The organism is Fischerella sp. JS2, from assembly GCF_032393985.1.
Lineage (GTDB): Bacteria > Cyanobacteriota > Cyanobacteriia > Cyanobacteriales > Nostocaceae > Fischerella.
The window spans coordinates 3,405,224-3,417,903 of the sequence record NZ_CP135918.1 but is presented as its reverse complement, the minus strand read 5'-3'; the positions used below and the strand labels follow the sequence as shown (position 1 = coordinate 3,417,903).

General features: G+C 41.3%; 14 protein-coding genes and 1 pseudogene. 6 read left to right on the top strand and 9 right to left on the bottom strand.

What is annotated here, in order from left to right:
• Positions 1-143 precede the first annotated feature (143 nt).
• The 3 genes and pseudogenes from RS893_RS14355 to RS893_RS14345 all read left to right on the top strand — a co-directional run bounded on the left by RS893_RS14355 (position 144) and on the right by RS893_RS14345 (position 1,940).
• Positions 144-647, top strand: coding sequence for a hypothetical protein (locus RS893_RS14355; RefSeq protein ID WP_009460015.1), 504 nt, complete (start codon positions 144-146; stop codon positions 645-647).
• Positions 648-915: 268 nt separating this feature from the next.
• Positions 916-1,339 (top strand): annotated as a pseudogene (locus RS893_RS14350) (MAPEG family protein).
• Positions 1,340-1,448: 109 nt separating this feature from the next.
• Positions 1,449-1,940, top strand: coding sequence for a YajQ family cyclic di-GMP-binding protein (locus RS893_RS14345; protein ID WP_315791751.1), 492 nt, complete (start codon positions 1,449-1,451; stop codon positions 1,938-1,940).
• Positions 1,941-1,997: 57 nt separating this feature from the next.
• On the opposite strand, the gene RS893_RS14340 is transcribed toward RS893_RS14345, so the two are convergent.
• Complete coding sequence (locus RS893_RS14340) at positions 1,998-2,555, bottom strand: glutathione S-transferase family protein (protein WP_315791750.1); 558 nt, start codon at positions 2,553-2,555, stop codon at positions 1,998-2,000.
• Positions 2,556-2,744: 189 nt separating this feature from the next.
• Complete coding sequence (locus tag RS893_RS14335) at positions 2,745-3,209, bottom strand: hypothetical protein (protein ID WP_315791749.1); 465 nt, start codon at positions 3,207-3,209, stop codon at positions 2,745-2,747.
• Positions 3,210-3,538: 329 nt separating this feature from the next.
• On the opposite strand from RS893_RS14335, the gene RS893_RS14330 reads away from it, so the two are divergent.
• Entirely contained in the window at positions 3,539-4,252 is a 714-nt protein-coding gene (locus RS893_RS14330) for a tetratricopeptide repeat protein (protein ID WP_315791748.1), read from the top strand.
• A gap of 170 nt (positions 4,253-4,422) precedes the next feature.
• Here RS893_RS14330 and RS893_RS14325 read toward each other — a convergent pair whose 3' ends face one another.
• Together RS893_RS14325 and psaM are read right to left on the bottom strand one after the other, a co-directional pair.
• Positions 4,423-4,833, bottom strand: a complete 411-nt coding sequence (locus RS893_RS14325) for a hypothetical protein (RefSeq protein ID WP_315791747.1) — start codon at positions 4,831-4,833, stop codon at positions 4,423-4,425.
• Between the two features lie 385 nt (positions 4,834-5,218).
• Complete coding sequence (gene psaM, locus RS893_RS14320) at positions 5,219-5,314, bottom strand: photosystem I reaction center subunit XII (protein ID WP_016868447.1); 96 nt, start codon at positions 5,312-5,314, stop codon at positions 5,219-5,221.
• A 174-nt stretch (positions 5,315-5,488) separates the two neighbouring features.
• Here psaM and RS893_RS14315 point away from each other — a divergent pair, with 174 nt between their 5' ends.
• Positions 5,489-6,745 (top strand): FGGY-family carbohydrate kinase, encoded by a 1,257-nt coding sequence (locus tag RS893_RS14315; protein WP_315791746.1) that lies wholly within the window; start codon positions 5,489-5,491, stop codon positions 6,743-6,745.
• An 8-nt stretch (positions 6,746-6,753) separates the two neighbouring features.
• Here the strand turns inward: RS893_RS14315 and RS893_RS14310 are convergent, their stop codons facing one another.
• From RS893_RS14310 to RS893_RS14295, 4 genes are all read right to left on the bottom strand, one after another.
• Positions 6,754-7,755, bottom strand: a complete 1,002-nt coding sequence (locus RS893_RS14310) for a hypothetical protein (RefSeq protein WP_315791744.1) — start codon at positions 7,753-7,755, stop codon at positions 6,754-6,756.
• A gap of 186 nt (positions 7,756-7,941) precedes the next feature.
• A complete protein-coding gene (locus RS893_RS14305; protein WP_315791743.1) occupies positions 7,942-8,205 on the bottom strand; it encodes a hypothetical protein in 264 nt (87 codons plus the stop codon).
• Positions 8,206-8,345: 140 nt separating this feature from the next.
• Complete coding sequence (locus RS893_RS14300; protein ID WP_315791741.1) at positions 8,346-9,242, bottom strand: ABC transporter permease; 897 nt, start codon at positions 9,240-9,242, stop codon at positions 8,346-8,348.
• A gap of 108 nt (positions 9,243-9,350) precedes the next feature.
• Positions 9,351-10,370 (bottom strand): ABC transporter ATP-binding protein, encoded by a 1,020-nt coding sequence (locus tag RS893_RS14295; RefSeq protein WP_315791740.1) that lies wholly within the window; start codon positions 10,368-10,370, stop codon positions 9,351-9,353.
• A 286-nt stretch (positions 10,371-10,656) separates the two neighbouring features.
• Here RS893_RS14295 and cas6 point away from each other — a divergent pair, with 286 nt between their 5' ends.
• Positions 10,657-11,778 carry a CRISPR-associated endoribonuclease Cas6 gene (cas6, locus tag RS893_RS14290; RefSeq protein ID WP_315791739.1) on the top strand — a complete coding sequence of 374 codons (1,122 nt, stop codon included), beginning with the start codon at positions 10,657-10,659 and terminating at the stop codon, positions 11,776-11,778.
• Positions 11,779-12,033: 255 nt separating this feature from the next.
• Here cas6 and RS893_RS14285 read toward each other — a convergent pair whose 3' ends face one another.
• Positions 12,034-12,678, bottom strand: a complete 645-nt coding sequence (locus RS893_RS14285) for a hypothetical protein (RefSeq protein WP_315791738.1) — start codon at positions 12,676-12,678, stop codon at positions 12,034-12,036.
• Between the last annotated feature and the right edge of the window lie 2 nt (positions 12,679-12,680).

The following is a 12,680-nucleotide window of genomic DNA, read 5'->3' as shown; positions in this document are numbered from 1 at the left end:
AGTGCGCTCATCAAAATATACCTTCTTTCCTTCTGCCCTCTGCCTTCCTTCAAAAATCGTAGCTATATATAACTTAAAGCAGCTTTGCGTTTACTCTCAGTCTGATAGAATATCTAGGTTGTTTAATCTGATTCCGTCCGTCTTTGAGTCAGTCAATAGACCTTATCAACATCGATACATTAGCCCAAGAACTGGCGACCATCCAGCAAACTGGTTCTAAACGAATCGCCTTATTGGGTTCCCGTCATGTCCCGATTACACATCAAAATCTTATTGAGATGATGACTTACGCCCTGGTTTTATCAGGCAACCAAATCATCACCTCTGGTGCAACGGGTACAAATTCAGCTGCGATCAAGGGAGCAATGCGGGCCGATCCCAAATTGTTAACTGTGATTCTGCCCCAAAGCTTGGAACGCCAACCCTATGAATCCCGCCTGCAACTAGAACAAGTTATGCATTTGGTGGAAAATCCTAGTAACGATCATTTGTCCCTCGCAGAGGCTAGTTACCTGTGCAATAAGGAGATTGTCTCCCGTTGCCAGCAATTAATTTGCTTTGCGTTTCATGACAGTGGTACTTTGTTGCAAACTTGTCAAGAAGCAGAAGAAAATAGAAAATTGGTGACGCTGTTTTACTTCGATTAGTTATTAGTCCTCATGCCAGCGGTACATTCCCTCCAAAACAATTAGGAGTGAGTTTTGTCAACTGTAAGACTAGTGACTCTTAAGTGATGGCTAAGCTTAATCATTATGGACACATTGTAAGTCAGAAAAACTGTCTTGCAAGTGTCCTAAGGTTTGTGCAGCTGTGAACAAAATAAGCAGCAAAAATTATGTTATTATGGTTACTTTGAATTTTGGATTCTAGATAGGGAATTTAATTTTTTATAAATAATTATTATAAATTTTATTTATGTTGATGCAATTATTGCCGTCTCCTGTTTCTGCAATTTTTCTGTATGCGATCGCGGCTGCGGCTATGCTGTTTTATCTAGCCTTTATATTGGTAAGTTATGCTCGTGCGCGTGTAGGCTATGATCTATATGCCCCCGTGCTATGTTTGATAAACTGCCACTTTATGCTCAAAGGGCAACCTGGGCTCATCAGAACTCTTTTGAAATATTTATAATATTTGCTGCCGCAGCATTAATGGCATACATTACAGATGTAAATTCTCCCACAGGAGTAAGAGCGGCTATTGCCTTTGTAGTAGCACGATTTTTTACTCAGTTTTTTATATTTTAAATATTCCCATTTTGTGATCTCTCATGTTTGCTATTGGTTGCCTAAGAACTGCTACGATTTTTGTACTAAGTATAATCAAAGCTACAAGTTAGTTATTTTGTGTTGTTTGTTAGTTGTTGTTTGTTGTTTGGGAAAATGATTAACAACGAACTAGCAACTACCAACTCCTGAGTACCAACCATCTACTACTAATTTTTTCCTATGGCTTCTACGTATTCCTTTGATATCGTGAGTGATTTTGACAGACAAGAATTAGTTAACGCTGTCGATCAAACTGCACGAGACATTAAAAGCCGTTACGACCTCAAAGATACTCAAACTATAATAGAACTAGGTGAACAAAGCATTATTGTTAACACTGATAGCGAATTCACCTTAGAATCTGTACATAATATTCTGCGAGAAAAAGCCGCCAAGCGTAACCTTTCTCAAAAAATATTCGATTTTGGTAAAGTTGAATCAGCTAGCGGCAACCGTATTCGTCAAGAAATCAAATTGAAAAAAGGCATTAGTCAAGAAATTGCCAAGCAAATTTCTAAGTTAATTCGCGACGAATTTAAAAAAATCCAAGCCTCAATTCAAGGTGATGCTGTGCGTGTCAGTGCTAAGAGTAAAGATGAATTACAAGCAGTTATTCAACGATTAAAACAAGAAGACTTTCCTGTAGCTTTGCAATTCACAAACTATCGTTAAATTGGTTAGTTGTTAATTGATAGATAAACAACCAACAACCAACAACCAACCAAATCTTTATTTACGAGAACCGATAGTTGCTTGAAAAGCAGGGCGTTCAGACAGCCGTTTTACATAGGTAAATACAGCTGGGTGAGAACTCAAGTCTAACTTTAACATTAGGGGAATATAAGATAAGACAGACCCTACTGCAACATCAGCAACAGTAAATTTACCACCTACCAAAAATAGTTGACGCTGGAGAATTTCGTTGAGGGGAGTCATCAGACGAGGCATTTCTCGCTCACGATTAGCTTCTACAAATATGCCTGTAGCCAAGGTGGAATTAGCAAACAATACCCACTGAGCCATTTTCGCCCTTTCTTCTGGTGAGTGCTGACCTTTACCATACTTTTCATCCAGATAAAGCAAGATTGCCCCTGATTCCCAAAGTTGCAAATCACCATCAATAATTGCTGGCACTTTACCCATTGGGTTAATTGCTAAGTATGCTGGTTGACGATGTTCTCCAGCTTGCATGTCTAGCATGACAAATTCGTAGGGAATTCCCAATTCTTCGAGATACCATTGCACAATTGAGGCACGACTACGAGCGCCACCGTAAAGTTTAAGCATAAATGATTGTTGATTGTTGGTTGTTAGTTATTGGTGGTTGGTGGTTGGTGGTTAGTAGTTAGTGGTTAGTAGTTGTTCACTACTCCTTACACTCCTTACACTCCTTACACTACCCTACGGGAAGCCACTTGCGTGTCTACACACTCCTCACACTCCTCATCTCCCCACCTCCCCACCCTCACATCTCCACTAAAGAACCTTATGAGTGTGAGAATGCTGTTTGACGTTGTCTTCTTTGGTGACAACTCGAGTAGCGTTCAGTACGCGTTTGCGTTCGGTGGAATATTGAAAATCTGTATAGGTAGTGCCAATGGGGACTAAGGATTTTGCCTTTTCCTTGCGCTTGTATGTGCGCGCAGCTGCAAAAGTGCGTTGCATAAATTCATCACTAAACTGGGCTGTCTCTGGAAAATTGGACGGCTTTTGCAGTGTATCACCATCCACAACAGTTCCCAAAGTGGTGGCACAAGCAAATTTGTAGGAAGTAGGAATTCCTTTGACAAGGGCTTCTAAAGCAGCTGAGGGAATAGGTTCTATAACTTCGACTTGATGAACTTCTCCGTCTTCTTTGATGAAGCAGGTAGCTAAACCGATGACTATGTAATCTTCGGTTGTGAGGTCAGGTGCATTGGAGTAAGAAACTGTTGTTGTCATAGGAATTTGTTTTCAAAACTATAAGTTCAACTAAAAAAGTCTGAATGGTTTGTTCGCATTTTACCAAGTTGTTGCTCCTACTACTTGACTAGTCTACTAGATTGATATTTGCTGTTTCTGGAATTGAACTTGGGGATGACGTATCTAATATTAAACTCAAGGATTAATTGAAATATGACGTTACTCATCGTGTAGTGATGGGTAATATTCATATAGGGTGCTTCTCTATGTACTCATAGACACCTTATTAAGTGACACAGGGGCAGAACCACAAACACTGCAAATTATTATAAGTTGATTCACAGAGCAAGCAGCTCAGGCAGGAAGATATGAACAGCCACTCATTTTTAGCATCTGGTGAGCAGCAAAATCACAGATACAACAACGTGTTAAAAACTACCAAAAATCTTCAGCAGCGAGAAAATAACGGTAGCGGCGAATCTGCTTTCGGTGACAGCTACTTACGCTCTTGTGCTTTGAAGTCAGCCCAACAAGGAGACTATATTAAGGCGATCGCACTGTTGAGTCAGCTGATCAACCGTCATCCCCAAAATGCGATTGATTACAACAACCGGGGACTAATTTATTTTCAATGCGGCGAAAGCCAAAAAGCCTTTTGTGATTACAATACAGCTTTGCAGCTTAATCCTAATTTGGTCAGTGCTTATAATAATAGGGCTAATTACTACGCTGCTCGTGGAGAATTAGTAGCAGCGATCGCGGACTATGATCAGGCACTGGATTTGAACCCTAGTTATGTCCGAGCATGGTTGAATAGAGGCATTACTTTACGTGACTTAGGAAAATATGAAGAGGCTATTGATAATTTTGAAGTAGCGCTGCTTTTTGGTCAGTTAGAAGGTCGTATTCTAGCAGAACGCGGTAGAACTTATCATCTGTGGGGTGACTGGAATTGTGCTGTGGCTGATTATCGTCGTGCTTTGTTTTTACTACCGTCGTTTGACACCACGCAAGACATTACAACCTCACGCTTGCGTTTTCAAGTGGAAAATTGGTTCCACGAGTTAACCAAAATTCAGTGAACAGTTACCAGTGAACAGTTATCGGTGAACAGTGAATAGTCAGAACTAAAGAATAGAAAAGTGACTTCATCTGTATAAACATTCAAATTAACATTTTTACTTTAAATTCTCTAACTTTTAAGTTGTGAGAGATGAACTGGTAACTGATAACTGATAACTGATAACTGAACTTAAGGAGAAGATTCTACTTGTTCAACTTCTACCGCTTTCGGCTTAATAAGCATTATAGGACGCTGGTTTGGATCAAATCGGTATCCTTGCTCTTGCATAATGCTCTTAGCTTGACGCGGATCAAAATTACGGCTAAATTCTACATTCAAAGCGTTTACTCGTGCTTCTACCTGCCTAAGTTCCGTGTTAATTTCTTGTAACTTAGCTTGCCGCGACCAGTGATAAGGTAAAAGTTTTACCAGCGCAGTTACTGCTGCTACTGAAATCACAACATTAACCCCTATCTTAACTGTTGTCTCCAACGCTATCACTTGATAAGAACGTTGACGTAGATGCCGCTTTGGTCTAGGAGCAACTCGGCGTCTTGGTGTTGGTTGTAGCGGGGGTCTGGATGGTTGAACAGCATTCATAATAATTAAAAGAACCTCGCTGATTAATATTGATGCACCGCAACAATGCTCCAGTGCTGTTTACGGTTTTATTTAGCTGTCATATTACTTCATTTTTCGGAAATTGCTACACGTATGCAGTTAGTTAAAAATAAACCTGACATACGTACGTATCTGCACACAAAGAATTCACGGTAATAAACCGTCAACTTCCGGCAAATGCACCCGTATTGCCAGGTTATTGGCTTTTATATGCGATGTTAAAAGTACATGAATAAGGCAGCTATGCTGAAGGGAATCTATGCAAAAAATACAACAAATCGAAATCAGGCGGGCAGAACTCAGAATGAAGGATTATCCGAATTACTGCTTGCCAATTTCGACTTGTTTTGGTTACGGCAATGGCTTATTTATAAAGTTCTGTTGCTAAACGCCAAGCCAGAAATCCTGGAAGCAAAGCCACAACCAAAGCGATGTAGACTTGAGTATCAGATATACTCATGGTTTCAAACCTCCTAATCTCAACAAATTTTGATTACGTTTACTACTTTTCCTTGTTTTGCCAAGAATGGGGAATAGGTTGTTACAAGATGAAACAAATCAATCAATGGTCAATCGTCAATAGTCAATAGCCAAGGGGTTGAGAATCAAGTTTTTCTCAAAAATTTATAGAAATATGGGTTTTTATCTAGGTATTGATTTTGGGACATCTGGCGCACGGAGTATCGTGATTGATGAAGTAGGGATTATGCAACAACGGGTGATATACCCGTTTGAGATATCCCCTAGCGTTGACTTAGCAAATATTTGGCAGATGGCTTTATTTAGCCTGCTAGAGCAAATTTCTGGGGATTTGCGGCGAGAAATTAGAGCGATCGCTATCAATGGTACTTCTTCGACTGTCTTATTGTGCGATGCTAGTGGTAATCCTGTAGATGCGCCTTTGCTGTACAACGATGGAAGGGGTGCTGTGGTGATGGATCGGTTAAAGAATGCAGCACCCCCAAATCACACTGTTTTAAGTGCAACCTCAAGCCTGGCTAAACTTTTGTGGATGTCACAGCAAGCTTTTTTCACGCAAGCTAAATATTTTTTGCATCAGGCAGACTGGCTAGCATTTCTATTGCATGGACAATTGGGTATTAGCGATTACCATAACGTTTTAAAACTGGGTTATGACGTAGAAGCTTTGCAATATCCAGAATGGTTAAAGAAACTACAAATTTCCATTCATCTACCAAAAGTAGTAACTCCTGGTAGTCCTATCGGTGAATTGCGTCCAGAAATTGCTGCTAAGTACAATTTCCCCAAAGATTGCTTGGTGTGTGCTGGTACAACAGACAGTATTGCGGCATTTATTGCTAGTGGTGCGGAGTCTCCAGGGGAAGCGGTGACTTCTGTTGGTTCTACACTAGTGCTGAAGCTTTTAAGCCGTACCCGTGTAGAAGATGTCAGATATGGTATCTACAGCCATCGTTTAGGGAATTTATGGCTAACTGGAGGCGCTTCTAATACTGGTGGTGCTGTGCTGCGGCAATTTTTTACTAACGCCGAATTAGAAAATCTGAGTCAGGAAATTGATGCCAGTCAAGCAAGTGCTTTGGATTATTATCCCTTGTTGAAACCGGGCGATCGCTTTCCGATTAATGACCCCTATTTACAGCCACGATTAGAACCACGTCCAGACAATCCTGTGGAATTTCTACATGGATTATTAGAAAGTATTGCCCGGCTTGAGGCGCGTGGATATGAGTTACTGCAAGAATTGGGGGCAAATAAGTTAACTCGTGTTTATACAGCTGGCGGTGGTGCGGCAAATGACACTTGGACAGCGATTAGGGGGCGATATTTGCAGGTTCCAGTACTGCGTTCGGTGAATACGGAGGCAGCTTATGGAACAGCGTTATTGGCAATGCGGGGAATAGAGAAATGAACTGCTTTTCACACCTGATAATTATGAATCTTTTGGTAAACCAAATCCCTGAGGATATTTGCTTTTGAATTCGTAATTGAACTGTGCAAACTCCGCAGAGTCATCCGCACTAAAAGATTTTTTTGATGGGGTTGCATACTCAAGCGTTGAATTGCTTGTGGAGGAAGTTGGTGATAATGAGTTTCACTCAATACATCCACTGATTCCAAAAGTTCAGCGTCATTGCCTAAAGCCTCTATTATTTGTTCGCAGATATCTTCCAATTCTGTATCTACTGGCGTGACAATTGACATATCGCGGCTGATACTAGGTTGATTAGAGACTGGGCGGTAAGGTTCTAGATTTGTCATTTGGGCTGCAATACGGGGGTGGGGACTTCGTAAGAAGCGAATGTCATCTATTCCCTTTACTAGCATTGCCAAACGATCTAGTCCCCATCCTGATGCTAAACCCCTAGAATGCGATCGCAACAAATCAGGATGAACTTCCCCACATTCTCCTATTTCAATCCATTTGTTATCAACTGAAACCTCTATTTCTAACCCGTTGCGGGTGTAAGGATGTGAGGTTTGGTTCAGGCGGTAGCATACTCCTGGAAGCACAGCATAGAGAATAGTTTCAATGAATTGGACTTTAGAGACGCGACTACCAATTAACCATACGTCCATTTGATGAGGTTCACCCACATGGCTTTTATCCACCACGTCCCGGCGATAACAGATACCGGGGTGGAGGATGAGTTGTTCTCCCTGGAGATGGGAAAGTAACTCTGGCATAATTGCGGTGGTGTGAGTTCTGAGTAACCTATCGTCGTTCAGGTAGCGGGTGTATTTTGGAGAACGAGACAAACTATCTGAAGTGAAATAAAGTTTGTCGAAATTGTCGGCAACTGTGGTTATGGGCGAAGAATGCCAAATAGTTGGTTCTGGATATCCAGACTTGGACAAAGCCTCAGCAATTTTGTAGACGATAAGATTAATGACGTGAATGCCATTTGCTGGGTTCGTCAAGTCCGGCTTTAGAAGTCCCGATGGTTCATTTTTAGCCTCTCTAGTTTACTTGTAATATGAGTGTAACACAAGGAGGATTAATAACATTACTCAAATGGGTGAACCAACAGATGAAATGCGTACAGATAATCCTTATCTGTGTACATCTGTATGCATCAGTGGTCGATTTCTAAAAAATAAAAGTTTTTACTCATCTTCACTTCCAGGAGCAATCATCGAACCAGTAGCCTCACCTTGAGAACCTAACTGGACTTGTTCCACTGATGCTTCCATACTGGTATCAGTGACATCACTAAAATATGTACCAAATAGTTTTTCATAATTGGATGCAACCGCAAGAAATGCTCCACCCAAAATATAAATAGGTAGCGGTAATTGTAATCCTTGCACCCAATCAAATAACTGTGCTAAGGCAAACAGCACTACAAAGCAAGCTAGCCAAACTCTCATCTTCCCATCCACCGAGTTCAAATTTGTCTACCCATTTTAACGAAAGAGGCAGGAGGTAGGGCTTTGACTAGGAAAAATTTAAAGGGAAGAGGTAAACTTTTGACCCCTTTCCCTTTACTTGTTCACCTTTGCTTTCCAATTTAAGAAAGAGTCCGCCGCAGTCGGGGTTGAATAATTAATAAAGCAACAACAGCAAAACCCAGCAACACAGCTAAGGCGCTACCAAAGGTAACATCACCCCAAAAGGTGTGCATCACCACGCTACCTAAGCCCCAATCTTGATGGGTGTAAAGATAGCGAATAGGCTCAATGGCATAGCTAAGGGGATTAAGGGTAGCTACAACCTGTAACCACTGGGGCATAAACGATAATGGAGCTAAAGCTGTGCTAGCAAATAATAGCGGCAGGTTTGTAACAAAAATTACTGCTATTAGTTCAATATGTCCGGGTAGGGCAAAAGCCAAACCTAAGCTGAGGGCTGTTACACCCAAAGCCAGGAGAAAGACAATCAAAGCAATAGTAGTCAAACCAGCTATATCTGGCACTCCTGCACCGAGAAATCCTGCTGCTGCGACTATCACGGCTGCTTGCAGCAAACTTTGGCTGATGATAAAGATGGCAGAAGCCAATACAATCGAATATCGTGATGCCAGAGGAGCAACTAACAGCCGATTCAAAAAGCCGAATTCACGGTCAAACATGACTGGTAAACCAGCATTTAACGCTCCACCAAAGGCAGTAAAAACAATGATACCAGCACTGAGAAATTGGGCGTAATTTGTTGTACTGCCAAAAATTCCTTTGGGTGCGTTTTGAAATAAGGCGCCAAATAGCACTAACCACATTACAGGTTGAATAATGCCTGCAAGTAGAGTGGAAGGACGGCGTTGCAATTGAATAAACAAGCGGCGTGTCAAAGCCAAGGTTTCTTGAACTAGTTCACCAACAAAATTAGGAGCTGTATCAGCGTAAACTTGTGGTGCAGCCACTTGCTGCCAGTTAATTTCTGATTTGGGAGGTATAACAGTACCACTCATATCAATTTTGGATTTTAGATTTTGGATTTTGGATTGGGAATTGTTAGTGGATAGTAGTTAGTGATTAGTGGAATAACTAACTACTATCCACTAACTACTAATCATCATCTATCTCATATTTTGCTTTTTCTCTGCTTTGGGATCACGGCTTCCCAGGGCTGCTAGTTCTGCATCCATGAGGGTGCGTCCTGTGGCGGCGAGGTAAACGTCGTCTAAACTAGGACGAGATTGGGCAATACCAAATACAGGTAGTGCAGCATGATTGAGCGCTTGTTGGATGGTAATCAAAGCATCGTTTTGTGGTGTTACCACTAAGTTGAGAGAATTTCCTTGAGCGCTGTTGATGATCACTTCCTGTACAAATGGCAGAGGTGCGAGTAAGTTTTTGGCTTTTTCTGCTTCTTCTGGGGGTGTAAACTCGCGGATACGCAGGGTGATGCGATCGCCTCCCACTTTATCTTTGAGTTGGGATGGTGTACCATTGGCGATGACTACACCCCGGTCAATTATCGCCACCTGATCGGCTAAAGCGTCAATTTCTTCTAAATAATGGCTGGTAATCACTACAGTAGTTCCAGCTTCGCGCAATTTACGCAGAAATTCCCAGACGATAAAACGACTTTCTATGTCCAACCCCACTGTTGGCTCATCTAAAACTAGGACATCTGGTGCATGTAGTAACCCAGCTGCTAAGTCTAGGCGTTTGCGTAAACCACCAGAGTATGTGCCAGTTTTTTGCTCTGCGTATTCTTGCAAACCGAGTAAATTTAGCACCACTTCAACGCGCTGTTTTGCCACCGTCGCGTTTAAGTGATAGAGTGCTGCTTGCAGTTGCAGGAGTTCGCGTCCAGTTAATACCTTATCTATAGCTACTTCCTGAGCTACATAACCAAGTCTTTTTCTAGCTGCTCTTGGATTATCTATCACGGAAATACCAGATACTTCGATTTTACCAGCATCTGGTGTGGTGAGAGTACACAAAGCGCGTAGGGTAGTAGTTTTGCCGGCTCCGTTGGGGCCAAGTAAACCAAAAATTTCTCCTGGTTCTACCTGAAAGGAAACATCCTTGACGGCTTCAACCGAACCGTAGCGCTTTTTAAGGTTTTCAATTAAAACGGCGGGAGCCATGACAGGTAATCCCTAATAACTATACAAATCTCAACAGTGTCTACTCTTATTTTAAGAGTTAGAAGTTAAGACTAATGATTAGAAAAATATTTAACTTTCATCATGTGATTTTTATACTAAGGTGATTGAATGCCATCAGTCCTCGGACAGATGAATTTTATGCTGCTACTTTTAATATGTAAAAATTTTATCTGCTCAACCCTCAAAAGCGATCGCTTTGTTAAAATTACCTTTTGTTCCCCTAATGGGGAATAAAAAATTAATGATTTATTCTAAATTTTAAACAATGCCTCCAAGTAATCCAAGCATAATTAATAACTACGAATCTCACCTCAGCTGGTTAGCAAATACGGAACTAGTGGGATTGGTTTTTGAATTAGCCCCCAAAGCAGATGTTTCCATCTATCCCCAATATACTATTGGACTGCACGCCTGGTTTCTCGATCAAGTGCGTGCTGTAGATCCAGAACTGTCTGCTTACCTCCATGATGGCGAGTCAGAAAAACCTTTTACAATCTCTGCATTAGATGGAAAATTGGTCAGTAGTGGTAAACAGTTGCACCTTTTTGCTAGCAATACTTACCATTGGTATGTGACAGCTTTATCAAAGCGGCTAGTAACATGGCTGGTGCAATGGCTGAAAAATGCGCCCACAGAAGTAAATTTACGGAATGCGCCCCTACAAATAAAATCGTGTCAAATTACTCATGCGGTCACGTATGCTGAGTTACTCAACTCTGACCATGAAGACACAATAGCACTACAATTTTTAAGTCCAACCAGTTTCCGTCGCAAAGGTCATCATCTACCCTTACCAATGCCTACCAATGTCTTCCACAGTTATCTGCGTCGTTGGAATGACTTTTCTGGTATGCCTGTTGACCAAGAAACATTTCTGGCTTGGGTGGATGATCATGTGTTAATTACTCGTCACCAAGTGACATCCGCAAAAGTACTAGCAGGAAAGAAAGGTGCTGTCACAGGATTTACAGGAGCGGTAGAGTTTGGTTTAAGTAAAGAAGCAGCTAAGCGACCGGAGTTTTATCAGTTATTTTATGCTTTAGGGAAGTTTGCACCTTACTGTGGTACTGGTCACAAAACTACCTTTGGATTGGGTCAAACACGCTTAGGTTGGTCATTACAAGCAGGGACAGAAGTGCCAAATGTAGAAAGTCTGTTGGCAAAAAGAATTGAAGATTTAACAGATATTTTTAAAGCGCAACGCAAGCGGACAGGAGGAGTGCGGGCGGAAGAGATAGCAACTAAATGGGCTACTATTTTGGCGCGTCGGGAAATGGGAGAATCTTTGCAAGTTATCGCCCAGGATATGGGGATCCCTTATGAAACGGTGAAGACTTATGCAAAGTTGGCACGCCGGGCTTTGGTGAACAATTCTGATTGTGTTTGAGGGTTGAAGTTGAAACGCAAAGGGGCGCAGAGGTTGGCGCGGAGGGACGCAGAGTTTTGGTTGGGTTGAAGGCGAAGGCGATCGCTTTGTTCTACTTGTGTGGGAATATTGGGTAATCTGTTGAGTATTCTTCACTTTAAATTCAGGTTTATATAATAACGAACACCGATACACACAGATGCACACAGATAATTTATCGGTGTGTATCTGTGTTCATCTGTGTTCGATTTCTCCAAAATCTGAATTTTTGTCATTTTATGAATCAACACACTTAACGCTTTTAATACTGCTATCTTCTTTGAGAGACACAATCTTCACCTTCACTGTTTGTCCTTTCTGGAGAACACTGACTTTCTTCGGTTCTTTCTCAGTTAATTTAATTGTTCCTAGTATCTCATAAGTCACTTTGTTACCATTGATTTTGGTGACTTTTGCCTCTAATATTTGCTCAACTTGAAAGTCTTGCGACTTCACTAGTTTGGCTATTTCTACTTGACGTGCTGACTCTAGAGATGGGGTAGAAATGGCAATTTCTCCTATTGGTACACCTGCATCTTTGTAGTAACGCATTAGGCGAGATACCCAACCTAATATTTGCAGGATTTTTTGAGCATCGGTGATAGTTTTAAGATAGTTACTACAAGTTTTCTCGATACTGCGGTAGTAATCTATAGTTCGGTTACTGTGACTGATTTGTTTAGCGTTACTCACTAATGTTTTTAGATATTTGAAAAACCTAGAAGTTGCATCTAGTTTTTTGACAATAGTACGCAAATAGGCGATCGCTTTTCCTAATTCGTTGACGTCTGTATCTGCTTTGACTAAAGTTTGAGCGATCGCATGGGCAATATCCCATTCTACATCTGTTAGGGATTCGGAATCAAATTCAACTAAAGTCATAA

What these genes read in the sequence shown, in the direction of transcription:
- RS893_RS14335 (WP_315791749.1), bottom strand. Translation starts at nt 3,209, where the DNA reads ATGACAACAACAGTTTCTTACTCCAATGCACCTGACCTCACAACCGAA.
- RS893_RS14300 (WP_315791741.1), bottom strand. Translation starts at nt 9,242, where the DNA reads ATGAGTGGTACTGTTATACCTCCCAAATCAGAAATTAACTGGCAGCAA.
- cas6 (WP_315791739.1), top strand. Translation starts at nt 10,657, where the DNA reads ATGCCTCCAAGTAATCCAAGCATAATTAATAACTACGAATCTCACCTC.
- RS893_RS14315 (WP_315791746.1), top strand. Translation starts at nt 5,489, where the DNA reads ATGGGTTTTTATCTAGGTATTGATTTTGGGACATCTGGCGCACGGAGT.
- RS893_RS14340 (WP_315791750.1), bottom strand. Translation starts at nt 2,555, where the DNA reads ATGCTTAAACTTTACGGTGGCGCTCGTAGTCGTGCCTCAATTGTGCAA.
- RS893_RS14325 (WP_315791747.1), bottom strand. Translation starts at nt 4,833, where the DNA reads ATGAATGCTGTTCAACCATCCAGACCCCCGCTACAACCAACACCAAGA.
- RS893_RS14295 (WP_315791740.1), bottom strand. Translation starts at nt 10,370, where the DNA reads ATGGCTCCCGCCGTTTTAATTGAAAACCTTAAAAAGCGCTACGGTTCG.
- psaM (WP_016868447.1), bottom strand. Translation starts at nt 5,314, where the DNA reads ATGAGTATATCTGATACTCAAGTCTACATCGCTTTGGTTGTGGCTTTG.
- RS893_RS14285 (WP_315791738.1), bottom strand. Translation starts at nt 12,678, where the DNA reads ATGACTTTAGTTGAATTTGATTCCGAATCCCTAACAGATGTAGAATGG.
- RS893_RS14345 (WP_315791751.1), top strand. Translation starts at nt 1,449, where the DNA reads ATGGCTTCTACGTATTCCTTTGATATCGTGAGTGATTTTGACAGACAA.
- RS893_RS14305 (WP_315791743.1), bottom strand. Translation starts at nt 8,205, where the DNA reads ATGAGAGTTTGGCTAGCTTGCTTTGTAGTGCTGTTTGCCTTAGCACAG.
- RS893_RS14330 (WP_315791748.1), top strand. Translation starts at nt 3,539, where the DNA reads ATGAACAGCCACTCATTTTTAGCATCTGGTGAGCAGCAAAATCACAGA.